Genomic DNA, 12,803 nt, shown 5'->3' on the forward strand with positions numbered 1-12,803 from the left:
AGCACCGGGCCGGAGCAGGCGACCGGGTCGGCGCCGTGCTCCACGCAGGCGCCCACCACCATGGCCAGGTGCGCGCGGGGGAACGGCGGGGCGTCCGCCAGCAGCGCGGCCAGCCGGGGACCGGCCGCCACCCGCTCCGCCGGATCGGCCGCGCCGAACAGCCCGCCGACCAGCCCGAGGGCGGGCCCGAACTGCTCGTCGTCCCCGGCCGCGACCACGGCCTCCAGGGCGGCCACGGCTTCGGAGAACGTGGGCTGTTGACGGTGCGACGGTATCTGCGCGGTGGACATTCGCCGCAGCATAGGGGGCGGAGCCGGTCCGGTGGAAACGCCTCCGTTTCCCGGCCGGGGGCGGCCCGGTGGAGGCGGCGTCGGCGGCGGTGCCCGGGGACGGGCCCTGTCGGTGCCCGGTGGCAGACTTCGACCGTGACCAACTCCGCGATCACCGACGGCAGCTACCTCGTCCGCAACGTCGGCAGCGGCCTGCTGCTGCAGGTCGCCGACGCCTCCCGGCGCAGCGGCGCCCGGATCGTCCTCGGCACGGACGACGGCAGCGATGCCCAGCTCTGGCGCTTCACCGCCGTCCACCCGGGCGGCGCGCTGTTCCACATCGAGAACGCCGGCAGCGGCAAGCGCCTGGACGTCACCGGCGCCTCGACGGACGACGGCGTGCGGATCCAGCAGTGGTCGGCCAACGCCTTCGGCGCCCAGGAGTGGCTGCTGGAGGCCCACGTCGACGCCCCGGGCACCTACACGGTCACCAGCTTCATCAGCGGCAAGCCCCTGACGGCGGGCGACACCCCGGAGGCCGACGTCCACCAGCGCGAGGACGTCGACGCCCCGACCCAGTGGTGGCGCTTCGAGCGCCGGGAGGGCTGAAGGGCCGTCAGCCCGCGAGGTTGGCGCGGACGGCGTCGACTTCGGCCTCCGTCGCGCCGTGGTGGTGGAGGTAGCCGGGGATCGTGCCGTGACGGTCGTGGATCCAGGCCAGGGAGGAGACGAGGAGTTCGGCGTCGACCGGACGGGAGAGGCGCTCGGTGCCGGTCTCGTCGACGTACGGGGTGGGGCCCTTGTCGAGGCCGAGGCCGATGTTGGAGAGCAGGAAGTCGGCGGTGATCTCGGCTTCGGAGGCGCCCAGCAGGGACTGGAGGACGGCGATGGTGAGCCCGGTGCGGTCCTTGCCGACGGCGCAGTGGACGACGGCGGCCAGCGACTGCGGTGCGGCGAGGCGGCGGACGACGGCGGCGAGCGAGGGGCCGGCCGTCGAGGCCATGAAGGGGTAGAGGGCGGCCTGGTCCTCGGGCCACGGCCGGTCGCCGTCCTCGGGGTGCGGGGGCAGGGTCGGCAGACCGAGGGTCTCGTGGTCGAGGTCGTACCGCTGGTCCGGCCAGACGTCCAGCTCGAACTCGCTGCGCAGGTCGATCACCGTCCGCAGGCCGAGGGACTTGAGCCGCCGGGCGCCCTCCTCGGTGAGGGTGTGGAAGGACCCGGAGCGGTACAGCACGCCCCGGCGGAGGGCGCCGATCCCGCCCGCGTCACGGAAGTTGCGCACACCGGGGATGTCGATGAAGGCATCGGTCATGGCCACCACCGTACGGGCGGGGGCGGGCGGGCGGAAGGAAAAATGCGACGCCGGCCGCCCGGCGGGACGACACCGTCCGGAACCCGCCCCCGCCGGGGCGACACCGTCCGGAACCCGCCGCCGCCGGGGCGACACCGTCCGGAACCCGCCGCCGCCGGGGCGACACCGTCCGGAACCCGCCCCCGCCGGGGCGACACCGTCCGGAACCCGCCCCCGCCGGGGCGGAACCGGCTGCTCAGCGCCCGCCCGAGACCTCCAGGAACGCCCCCGTGGTGTACGAGGCCGCCGGGGAGAGCAGGAAGAGGATCGCCTCGGCGACCTCCTCCGGCTGCCCGCCGCGGCCCATCGGCAGACCGGGCGCGACCCGGTCGACCCGGCCGGGCTCCCCGCCGAGCGCGTGGATGCCGGTGTGGATCAGCCCCGGCCGCACCGCGTTGACCCGGATGCCCTCGGCGGCGACCTCCAGGGCGAGGCCGCGGGTCATCGAGTCGACGGCGCCCTTGGCGGCCGCGTAGTCGACGTACTCGTTCGGCGAGCCGATCCGGGAGGCGGCCGAGCCGACGTTGACGATGGCGCCGCCGCGCCCGCCGTGCCGGGTGGACATCCGGCGGACGGCCTGGGCCGCGCACAGGAACGGGCCGGTGATGTTGGCGGCCCAGATCCGGTTCAGCCGGTCCTCGTCGATCTCCTCCAGCCGGCACTGCTTCTCCAGCGTGCCGGCGTTGTTCACCAGCCCGGTGAGCGGGCCGAGTTCGTCGTCCACGGTGCTGAACAGCCGTTCCACCTCGGCGGTGCGGGTGACGTCGGCGCGGACCGCGAGTGCGGTGCCGCCCTCGGCCCGGATCGCGTCCACGACGGAGGACGCCGCAGCTTCGTTCGTACGGTAGTTGACGCAGACCCGGTAGCCGCGGCGGGCGGCCAGCAGGGCGGTGGCGGCACCGATGCCGCGCCCGGCGCCGGTGACGATCAGGACCTCGTCGGTGGGAGTGGTCGACATGCCCGGTACGCTACCCGGCGCTCCGGCCGGGGACACCCGTGGCGGCCGCCCGCAGGGGGTCGTGCCTCATGGCCCGGTATCGGTGGCCGGGCCGGCCCCGGACCGGAATTCGCTCGCCCGGCGCGGCCCGCTCCGGCGAGGATGCCCGGACGAGGATGCGGTGCCCGCCCGTCCGTACGAGAGGAGTCCGCCGATGTCCACGGTTCCCGCCGTTCCCGCCGTAGCGTCCGTTTCTTCCGTTCCCGGCACGGTTCTGCTCTCGGGTATCGTCGGCTCCACCGCGTACGGCTTCGCCCACGCCGGCTCCGACCTCGACCGGCTGGGCCTGTTCGCCACCCCCACGGAGGAGTTGCACGGCCTGCACCGACCGGCCGAGTCCCACGTCGGCACCGCGCCCGACCTCACCCTGCACGAGGCCGCCAAGTGGTGCCGGCTGGCGCTGAGCTGCAACCCGACCGCCTCCGAACTGGTCTGGCTGCCGGAGGAGCTGTACGAGGTCCGCACCCCGCTCGGCGACGAACTGGTCGGCCTGCGGGTGGCCTTCCTCAGCGCGCCGGCCGTCCGGAAGGCGTACCTCGGCTATGCCGACCAGCAGTTCCGCAAGCTGCTGACCCGCGACACCACCGACCCGGCCACCCGTCGCCGGGCCGCCAAGCACGCCCGGCACCTGGTCCGGCTGGTCGAGCAGGCCGTCCGCCTGCACGAGACCGGCCGCAACCTGATCCGGCTGCCCGACCCCGAACGCATCCGCGAACTCGGCGAACGCATCGCCGACCGCCCCGCCCTCGCGGAGGGCCTGCTCGCCGACGCGGCCGACCGCCTCACCGGCCCCGGCATCCTGCCCGCCGCCCCCGACCCACGCCCCGTCGAGGCCTGGCTCCGCCGCGTCCGCGCCGCCCACTACACCCCGCCTCAAGGCCCGCTCCACACGCCCGGTGCGCCCGTGCAATCCACTGGCGGAGCCCTGGGCCCCACCGGGTAGGATCGCGGTGGTCCTTCCACCCGGCACGCCGGGCGTGCGAGGGCCGCGGGCCACTAGCTCAATTGGCAGAGCTGCGGACTTTTAATCCGTAGGTTCAGGGTTCGAGCCCCTGGTGGCCCACTCCTCCCGGAGGCGGTCTTACCCCCGCTGACCTGCGATTCAGCGCCCTGACCCGGTTCTGCCGGTCGGGGCGCTTTCGCTTTCCCTGGTGCGGGTGAGCCCGAAGTGATCCCGACGGTTTCGCCGACCGCCGCCTCACGGGCCCGGAGAACCAGCCGTGCCGCGGCCTCGGACGTCTCCCGGTCGATCTCCGGGAGGAGGCTGGTGCACGTGTCGGACGTGGGCGTGATCGTGGAGTGCCGCGGCGTCCCCAGGGGCGAGACCCTTCGGGTGAAGAAGCGGAGCAAGGCCGCCTGATCGGCGGTTTGCCGACTGCCGGGGAGTTTTCCAGACCATACGTTCAACTCCGGCGCTCACAGCGGCGGCGCTCGTGCACGGAGTTAGTCCACACCTGCCACGGACCTCGAAGCCAGGAGGAACAGTCATGCGCCTGACCCGCTGCGCTCTTGTCGCCGCAATGGTGGCGGCTTCCGCCTCGGCCTTCGGCCTGCCCCTCTTCTTCATGGACCGGATGTCCCACGGTTCCGATGCCACGCGGGTCCGCATGGTCAGCTCCTCCGGTACCTCGCAGAGCAGGGCCGAATCGTCCTGGCCACTGTCCACGAATCCGGGCCCGCAGGAATCAGTGCGCCCCTGTCACAGCTACGGCGGCCCCTACTGCGGCTGGGTGGAAATCTACTGGGGCGGCTGTGACAGGGAGTGGGGCCTGAGCTTCGGGATCAAGAACCCTGGCCGGATCTGCCCCCACGACCTCCGCGCGAGCTCCTCGGCCACGTCGGACTCCACCGAAAGCAGCGGTTCCTCCTGACCGGTTCCGCCGGGAGGACAACGTTCTCGCCCCCGGGAGGCCTGCCGTCCGCTATCGGCGCGGCTGGGTGGGCGGCGCGCCAGGCTCCTGATGTGACGTGACGTCAGATGCTGAAGATGTCGCCGGTTCCTGTTCCGACCGAGCAGCACGCTGCCGACGACGTCGGCGAAGCCAGGCGGTGGCCGGCACTCCCAGAACCATCAGCAAGCCACCGGCCGCGATCCCGATGCGCTTCGTGCTCAGACGGCCAGTGCTCCTGCCGACAGCCGCACCATCAGGCGGAAGAGGGAGGTCGGTGCCCCCGGAGGCGAGAGCCTCCGGCGCAGGCTGGCCGTTTTGATGGTGCTCCCCTTCCTGGGGCGACGGGGCGCCGGACTCCTGGGGCGGCGGGGTGCCGGACGAGCCACCCTCGTCGGCAGCTTCACCATCGTGCGGACGAGCGTGGTCACCGCGGTCACCGTCGTTGTCGTAGTCGTCGATGCAGTGGGCGGCTGCGAAGCGGAAGGCTCGCTCGTGGCGGCCGAAGGCCTTCACCACGAAGACCGGGTGCTCCCTGAAAAAGCCACGAATCTGAAACTGATACAGGCCGCTGGTGTTGGTGGGATAGTTCACGTCCAAATACGTTGAGACGGTAAGGCCGGGCCATGGCGCTTCCGGTGGCGCGGACTGGTCTGGCGGGTCCCTCTGGAGAACGAGGGCCTCCGGCCCGCGCCGGCCGTTGGTCAGAATCGCCCTGAGGTTTTCGTCGATGAGCACGACACGGCGGGGACTGTGGCAGCGGCGCCAGGGATTGCGGCGATCGCGGTCCCGGTCCCGGTCCCCGTCCCCGTCCCCGTCCCGGAGCCACGGGGAGCCGGACGCGTGCCGTGTGGACGCCTGCGCGGCGACGCCCGCAGGCGGAGGCGCAAGGGCGATGGCCGCGCCTGCCAGCGACGCTGCAACCCAGGGTCGAAGATTCATCCAGTGACCTCCATGGGCGGTGGACGCAGGCAACCGCCTGCTGTGCGACACAGCCGAGTGCCAGAAGAAGTTAAGAGGAGTCGGCTCATCGCATCGTGAACATCTCCGGGGCGCCGCACCCTTGTCACTCAGCCGCAGGAGTTTCGTGCCCTGTCCGGCCAGGACGGCGTGGTTCGGACACCCGGCCGGAGCCGAGCTGTGTGAGCGGTGCGTGAGCGGGCCGGCGGGTCGGCGCACCGGCACCGGTGTTTCCACAGCTCGGCGTACTGCACGCTGACGTTCCGTCGAGCGCCGGACCGTTGTTGCCGCACGCCCGCGCGGATCCGCGCACCCGACGACCGCCGGCCTGAAGGACCGGCCGCCGCGGCCGCTCCGACTCCGCGACACCCTCCACGGGCCGCCCCGGCGGCCGGAATCCGGCCGCCGGTGCAGGAACCGTGAAGTGGCATGGCTCACGTCGGAATCGGGCGTTTTCGACTGTTCTGTCGTGGTGTCGTCCGCCGATCGACAGCGTTGTCCGCGGCCCGGAGGTCCGTGATCGTGTCGGGCCTAAATATGATCGGAAGCCACGATCGTCGGTTAGTGGTGACGGTCGTATGTGCAACCTGGGAACGGTCCGGACCGTCTCTCTGTGTGCGGTGCGCCGGATCGTCAGGGGCGTCGCTTCCGTCGGTGAAAGGTACGCGCATGTCAGGTCGGAGGGGCGAGAGCCCGGCTCGGGGCGAAGGCGTGCCCGCGACGGAAGACGCCGCGGGCTCCGTGCCCTCCCCGCGTGCCGGCGGCCGGGCGGAGGCCCGTCGCGCCGCCCAGGGCAAGGGCGGACGCGGCGGTGGCGGCGGGAAAGCGGAGGCCGCGTCGGCGGGTGGTGGCCGGGCCGCCGCCCGCAAGAGCGCCAAGCCCAAGAAGAACGTGAAGAAGATCGTCGCCTGGTCGACGGCGGGCGTGCTGGTGGTCATCGCCGGCGTCGGCGGCGCGATCTACCTCAAGCTGAACGCCAACATCAAGTCCTTCGACGCCGACGCGATAGCCCGCAACCGCCCCCCGGAGGCGAAGGCCGACGCGGACGGCAACAAGCCGGTCAACATCCTGCTGATCGGTTCGGACAGCCGCGGCAAGAACAACGCCGACCTCGGCGGCGGCGAGGACGGCGGCGCCCGTTCGGACACCACGATCCTGTTGCACGTCTACGCCGATCACAAGCACGCCGTGGGGATCTCGATACCGCGCAACGCCAAGGTCGAGCTGCCGTCCTGCAAGTTGCCCAACGGCAAGTGGACCAAGGGCGGCAACACCGATCTGTTCAACGCCGCGTTCTCGATGGGCGGCAGCGACGACGGCAACCCGGCCTGCACCCAGAACACGGTGGAGAAGCTCACCGGCATCCGCGTCGACCACACCCTCGTGGTCGACTTCAACGGCTTCGCCTCGATGACCTCGGCCGTCAACGGCGTGGACATCTGCCTGCCGAAGCCGATCTACGAGGGTGACATCAACCCCAAGCTGAAGAAGAAGGGCGACCTCGTCCTTCCGCAGGGCAAGCAGACCGTGGAGGGCCAGAAGGCGCTCGACTACGTCCGGCTGCGGCACGGCATCGGCGACGGCTCGGACATCGGCCGGATGAAGCGCCAGCAGGCGTTCCTCGGTTCGCTCGCCAGCAAGATCAAGAAGGATGGGATGAACCCCACCACCCTTCTGCCGCTGGCCGACGCGGCGACCAAGTCCCTGGTCGTCGACCCCGGCCTGGACTCCGCCGACAAGCTGCTCTCCTTCGGCCTGTCGCTGAAGAACATCGACATGCACGACCTCAAGTTCGTGACGGTCCCGTGGCGTTACCGCACCCAGGACCAGGACCTCGACCTGGTCCAGGCGGACGCCGGCAAGCTCTGGGAGACCCTCAAGGCCGACCAGACCATCGACGGCCAGAACGCCACCGGCCAGCAGCCGGACGCCCCGGCCGACGGCACCAGCCCGGCTTCGCAGCAGCCCGCGCCGGCCACCACCCCGGCCGCCCCGGCCGGGGACACCGCCAACTCGGCGATCAGGGTGGCGGTCTACAACGGAACGACCGTCAACGGCCTGGCCGGCAAGGCGACCGAACAGCTGAAGGGCGCCAAGTTCACCGCCAGCACGGCGGGCCAGGCGGCCAGCACCAAGTACAAGGCCACCACGATCGAGTACGGCTCCGGGCAGAAGGCGAACGCCGAGAAGGTCGCCGCGCTGTTCCCGGGCGCCGGTCTGGAGACCAGCAGTGCCCGGGGCATCTCGGTGATCGTCGGCCAGGAGTACGCGGCCGCGATGGGGATGGCGCCCGGTGCCCCCGCAGGCGGCGGCGCGCCGTCCGCCGCCCCGGGCGTCCCGGCGCCCCCGCAGCCGCTGCCGACCACCATCACCAACGACGCCCGCTCCGCGGACGACGACATCTGCGCGAACACCAGCTACGGCAGCGGCGGCTGACCGCACCCGCCGGAACACGGGAGCACGGGGACGACCCCCGGGCCGGCGCCCTCCGGGGCGCGCGGGTCCGGGGGTCGTGCCATGGTGGGCCTGGGGCCCGGACGCCCCGGGGCCCGAACGCCTCCGGGCAGGGACCCAGCGGTCACCGCGAAAGGCGGACCCCCATGCCCGAGATCGCCCTCCAGCTCGACATCGCCGCACCCCGGGCCGTGGTGCTCGCCGCGCTCACCACGCACGACGGGCTGACCGCCTGGTGGACCACCGGCGTGGACCGCGACGGCGACGTCCTGCTGTTCGACTTCCCCGACGTCCCCGAGCCGTTCCGGCTGCGGGTGGAGCGGGCCGACCGGGACCGGGTGGTGTGGACCAACGCCGGCTCCTTCCCGCCGCACTGGGCCGGCACCTGGATCAGCTGGGAGCTGTCCGACCAGCCGGGCGCGTCCGACCAGCCCGCCACAGCCGACCGGTCCGGCGCGTCCGACCAGCCCGAGCGCACCCGGCTGCTGTTCCGCCACGGCGGCTGGCAGCCGGGCAGCGAGGAGGGCGTCCCGGCGGTGGCCGGCACCTGGGCCGAACTGCTGGTCCGGCTCAAGGACTACGCGCAGAGTGGCAAGGTGCAGCCGTACTTCGTCACCGCGCACCGCCACGACGCCCCGTGAAAACCCCGTGAACGCCCCGTGACGGTCCGGCCGCCGGTCGCCCGCAGGGCGCCGTCCGGTGGCGGGATCGCGGCGGCGGGCCGATGGTGGCGGTGTACCGCCGTCGTCCCGGCCGGGCCGGACCCCCACGCGGCCCGACCCGCCCGACGGCCCGACCGCTCCGACCACCACAGCCGGCCACCACCGCCTCCGGGAGGCCCAGCAATGCCCGTAGTCACCGATCCGTACATGCCCGGCACCCCGTGCTGGGTCGACCTGATGGCGAGCGACCAGCAGGCCGCGCTCGACTTCTACCGCGACCTGTTCGGCTGGCAGGGCAAGGTCGGCCCGGCCGAGTTCGGCGGCTACGCCGTGTGCCTGCTCAACGGCCGGCCGGTCGCCGGGATCATGGCGCAGATGGCGCCCGAGGGGCAGCCGACGCCGCCCGTCGCCTGGACCACCTACCTCGCCTCGGACGACGTCGACGCGGCCCGGGCATCCATCGCCGCGGCCGGCGGCACCCTCCTGTACGACCCGATGGACATCGGCACGATCGGCCGGATGCTGGTCGCCGCCGATCCGACCGGCGCGGTGTTCGGGGTCTGGCAGGCGATGGACTTCATCGGCGCGGGCGTGGTCAACGAGCCCGGCGCGCTGGTCTGGAACGAGCTCAACACCGCCGACACCGGCGCGGCCGGCCGCTTCTACCAGCCGGCCCTCGGGCTGCGCCCGGCCACCATCCAGGGCATGGACGGCTACTTCTCGCTCAACGTCGGCGACCGTACGGTGGGCGGCATGCAGGCGATCCCCGGCTACCTGGCGCCCGGCACGCCCTCGCACTGGATGACCTACTTCTCGGTGGACAGCACCGACTCCACGGTGGACGCCCTGGTCAAGGCCGGCGGCTCGGTGATCCAGCCGGCGTTCGACATGCAGTCCGGCCGGATGGCGGTGGTCCAGGACCCGCAGGGCGCGGCCTTCGCGGTCATCGAGGCGCCCGAGGCACAGATGCCCGACTCGCCGTAACGCCGTCCCGGCCCGGCAGTGCCGGGCAACCGGAAGCCGCCCTTCCCGCGACGCGCCGCCGGGAAATGGGCGGCTTCCCGCCCGTTCCCGGGTAAGACTGCACCCATGCTGGGGCTACCGGACGACATCCGTGCTTTCCTCTTCGACCTCGACGGGGTGCTCACCCAGACCGCGAAGGTGCACGCTGCGGCCTGGAAGGACACCTTCGACACCTTCCTGCGCGCCGAAGCCGTCCGAACCGGCGGGCAGTTCGTCCCCTTCGACGCCGTCACCGACTACGACACCTACGTGGACGGCCGCCCGCGCCTGGACGGCACCCGCGCGTTCCTGCTCAGCCGGGGCATCGAACTGCCCGAGGGCACCCCGGAGGATCCGCCCAACTCCCGTACCGTGCAGGGGATCAGCCGGGCCAAGAACGACACCGTGCTGCGGTTGATCCGGGAGCAGGGCGTCCAGCCGTACCAGGGCTCGGTCGACTACGTGCACCGGCTGCGCGCGGCCGGGCTGCCCAGCGCCGTGGTCTCCTCCAGCGCCAACTGCCGCGACGTGCTGCGGGCGGCCGGCATCGAGGAGCTGTTCGAGGTGATCGTGGACGGCAACGTGGCCAAGGCCGAGGGCCTGCCCGGCAAGCCCGCCCCCGACACCTATCTGTACGCCGCCCGCGCCCTCGGCGTCGAACCCGCCCACGCCGCGGTCTTCGAGGACGCGCTCGCCGGGGTCGCCTCCGGCCGGGCCGGCGGCTTCGGCGCGGTGGTCGGGGTGGACCGCGTCGGCCAGGCCGCCGAACTGCGTCGGGACGGCGCCACCGTGGTCGTCCGGGACCTCTCCGAGCTCCTGGGGGAGAAGGCATGAGTCCCGCGGACAACTTCGCGATCGACCCCTGGCAGATCACCGAACAGGGCCTGGACCTGACCTCGCTGGCCCGCGCCGAATCCGTCTTCGCGCTCTCCAACGGGCACATCGGCCTGCGCGCCAACCTGGACGAGGGGGAGCCGCACGGCCTGCCCGGCACCTACCTCAACGGCGTCTTCGAGCTGCGCCCGCTGCCGTACGGCGAGGGCGGCTACGGCTACCCGGAGTCGAGCCAGAGCGTCATCAACGTGACCAACGGCAAGATCATCCGGCTGCTGGTGGACGACGAGCCCTTCGACCTGCGCTACGGCGAACTCCTCAGCCACAAGCGTTGGTTGGACTTCCGCGAGGGCGTGCTGCACCGGGAGGCCGAGTGGACCTCTCCGGCCGGGCGGACGATCAGGGTGCGCTCCTCCCGGCTGGTCTCGCTCACCCAGCGCGCCGTCGCCGCCGTCGAGTACAGCATCGAGGCGGTGGACGGCCCGGTGCGGATCGTGGTCCAGTCCGAGCTGGTCGCCAACGAGCAGCTGCCCGGCGGCCCCGAGGGCGACCCGCGGGCCGCCGCCGTGCTGGAGGCGCCGCTGCACCCCGAGGCGCACCACGCCAGCGGCACCAAGGCCGTCCTGGTGCACCGCACCCGCTACAGCGGCATCCGGGTCGCGGCCGGGATGGACCACGTCATCGAGGGTCCGGAGAAGTCCGACACCGTCGCCGAGTCCGAGACCGACCAGTGCCGGATCAGCGTCACCACCGTGCTCAAGGCCGGACAGCGGCTGCGGCTGACCAAGTTCATGGCCTACGGGTGGTCCGGCACCCGCTCGCTGCCCGCCGTCCGGGACCAGGTGGAGGCCGCGCTGACCGCCGCCCGGTACACCGGCTGGGACGGGCTGGTCACCGAACAGGCCGACTTCCTCCGGGAGTTCTGGGAGACCAGCGACATCGAGATCGAGGGCGACGTCGAACTCCAGCAGGCCGTCCGGTTCGCGGTCTTCCACGTCCTGCAGGCCGGCGTCCGCAGCGAGGAGCGGGCCATCCCCGCCAAGGGGCTGACCGGGCCCGGCTACGACGGGCACAGCTTCTGGGACACCGAGACCTTCGTCCTGCCGGTGCTCACGTACTGCCTGCCCTCCGCCGTCAACCAGGCCCTGCGCTGGCGGCACACCACCCTGCCGCTGGCCCGCGAGCGGGCGGTCCAACTCGGCCTGTCCGGCGCCGTGTTCCCGTGGCGGACGATCCGCGGCGAGGAGTGCTCCGGGTACTGGCCGGCCGGCACCGCGGCCTTCCACATCAGCGCCGACATCGCCGCCGCCGTCGCCCGCTACGTCCGGGCCACCGGGGACGGGGAGTTCGAGCGCGAGTACGGGCTCGAACTGCTCGTCGAGACCGCCCGGATGTGGCGCTCGCTCGGCCACCACGACGTGGCCGGGAAGTTCCGCATCGAGGGTGTCACCGGCCCCGACGAGTACAGCGCCGTCGCGGACAACAACGTCTTCACCAACCTGATGGCGCAGAGCAACCTGCTCGCCGCCGCCGAGGCCGCCGTCCGCCACCCGCACGAGGCCGCGCGGCTCGGCGTGGACACCGAGGAGACCGCCGCCTGGCGCGACGCGGCCGCCGCGATGTACATCCCGTACGACGAGGACCGCGGCATCCACCCGCAGGCCGACGGCTTCACCCACCACCAGGTCTGGGACTTCGAGCACACCCCGCCGGAGAAGTACCCGCTGCTGCTGCACTACCCGTACTTCGACCTGTACCGCAAGCAGGTGGTCAAGCAGGCCGACCTGGTGCTCGCCATGCAGGTCCGCGGCGACGCCTTCACCGACGAGCAGAAGGCCCGCAACTTCGCCTACTACGAGCGGCTGACCGTCCGGGACTCCTCGCTCTCCGCCTGCACCCAGGCGGTCATCGCCGCCGAGGTCGGCCAGCTCGACCTCGCCTACGACTACACGGCGGAGGCGGCGCTGATGGACCTGCACGACCTCGGCGGCAACACCCGCGACGGCCTGCACATGGCCTCGCTCGCCGGGGCCTGCATCGCCCTGGTGGCCGGCTTCGGCGGGCTGCGCGACCACACCGGGACGCTCTCGTTCCAGCCCCGGCTGCCGTCCGGGCTGATGCGGCTGAGCTTCTCGCTGCTGGTGCGCGGGCACCTGCTCGGCGTCGAGATCACCCACGAGCGGACGACGTACACGCTGCGCCGCGGCGAGGTTCTCGTCGTGCGGCACGACGGCGAGGCGGTCCGGGTCAAGTCCGGCTCCCCGGTCACCGTGCCGACCACCGCCCCGCCCGCCCAGGAGCGGGTCGCCCAGCCCCCGGGCCGCGAACCCGCCCGCCGCCAGCCCCAGGCCGGCCTCGCGGCGGGCAAGCTCGGCCAGCAGGACC

11 protein-coding genes, 1 tRNA gene and 1 pseudogene are annotated in these 12,803 nt (G+C 72.6%); 9 read left to right on the top strand and 4 right to left on the bottom strand.

Annotation, left to right across the window (positions count from 1 at the left end; genetic code table 11):
- Positions 1-290: pseudogene (locus KS423_RS23445) on the bottom strand (hypothetical protein); the annotation flags it as partial.
- On the opposite strand from KS423_RS23445, the gene KS423_RS23450 reads away from it, so the two are divergent.
- Entirely contained in the window at positions 264-878 is a 615-nt protein-coding gene (locus KS423_RS23450) for an RICIN domain-containing protein (RefSeq protein ID WP_308020232.1), read from the top strand. The pseudogene KS423_RS23445 and the gene KS423_RS23450 sit on opposite strands and share 27 nt — an antisense overlap.
- Positions 879-885: 7 nt before the next feature.
- Here the strand turns inward: KS423_RS23450 and KS423_RS23455 are convergent, their stop codons facing one another.
- Positions 886-1,581 carry a tyrosine-protein phosphatase gene (locus KS423_RS23455; protein WP_224281602.1) on the bottom strand — a complete coding sequence of 232 codons (696 nt, stop codon included), beginning with the start codon at positions 1,579-1,581 and terminating at the stop codon, positions 886-888.
- Positions 1,582-1,816: 235 nt separating this feature from the next.
- Positions 1,817-2,578 (bottom strand): SDR family oxidoreductase, encoded by a 762-nt coding sequence (locus KS423_RS23460; protein ID WP_224281604.1) that lies wholly within the window; start codon positions 2,576-2,578, stop codon positions 1,817-1,819.
- Between the two features lie 193 nt (positions 2,579-2,771).
- On the opposite strand from KS423_RS23460, the gene KS423_RS23465 reads away from it, so the two are divergent.
- From KS423_RS23465 to KS423_RS23480, 3 genes are all read left to right on the top strand, one after another.
- Positions 2,772-3,560, top strand: coding sequence for a DNA polymerase beta superfamily protein (locus KS423_RS23465; protein ID WP_224281606.1), 789 nt, complete (start codon positions 2,772-2,774; stop codon positions 3,558-3,560).
- A gap of 47 nt (positions 3,561-3,607) precedes the next feature.
- A tRNA-Lys gene (locus KS423_RS23470) sits at positions 3,608-3,680 on the top strand.
- A 424-nt stretch (positions 3,681-4,104) separates the two neighbouring features.
- Positions 4,105-4,488 (top strand): hypothetical protein, encoded by a 384-nt coding sequence (locus KS423_RS23480; protein WP_224281607.1) that lies wholly within the window; start codon positions 4,105-4,107, stop codon positions 4,486-4,488.
- 51 nt (positions 4,489-4,539) lie between these two features.
- Here KS423_RS23480 and KS423_RS23485 read toward each other — a convergent pair whose 3' ends face one another.
- Positions 4,540-5,244: a hypothetical protein gene (locus KS423_RS23485; protein WP_224281608.1), complete on the bottom strand. Its 705-nt coding sequence runs from the start codon at positions 5,242-5,244 to the stop codon at positions 4,540-4,542.
- A gap of 933 nt (positions 5,245-6,177) precedes the next feature.
- Between KS423_RS23485 and KS423_RS23490 the strand changes: the two genes are divergently transcribed.
- The 5 genes from KS423_RS23490 to KS423_RS23510 all read left to right on the top strand — a co-directional run.
- Positions 6,178-7,902, top strand: coding sequence for an LCP family protein (locus KS423_RS23490; RefSeq protein WP_224281609.1), 1,725 nt, complete (start codon positions 6,178-6,180; stop codon positions 7,900-7,902).
- A gap of 164 nt (positions 7,903-8,066) precedes the next feature.
- Positions 8,067-8,561, top strand: coding sequence for an SRPBCC domain-containing protein (locus KS423_RS23495; RefSeq protein ID WP_224281610.1), 495 nt, complete (start codon positions 8,067-8,069; stop codon positions 8,559-8,561).
- Between the two features lie 204 nt (positions 8,562-8,765).
- Complete coding sequence (locus tag KS423_RS23500) at positions 8,766-9,566, top strand: VOC family protein (protein WP_224281611.1); 801 nt, start codon at positions 8,766-8,768, stop codon at positions 9,564-9,566.
- Positions 9,567-9,671: 105 nt separating this feature from the next.
- A complete protein-coding gene (locus tag KS423_RS23505) occupies positions 9,672-10,418 on the top strand; it encodes an HAD family phosphatase (protein WP_224281612.1) in 747 nt (248 codons plus the stop codon).
- On the top strand, positions 10,415-12,803 hold a 2,389-nt coding region (locus KS423_RS23510), incomplete at its 3' end, for a glycoside hydrolase family 65 protein (protein ID WP_224281613.1). The genes KS423_RS23505 and KS423_RS23510, both read left to right, overlap by 4 nt.

It is taken from the genome of Streptomyces sp. LS1784, from assembly GCF_020103755.1.
Classification (GTDB): Bacteria; Actinomycetota; Actinomycetes; order Streptomycetales; family Streptomycetaceae; genus Kitasatospora.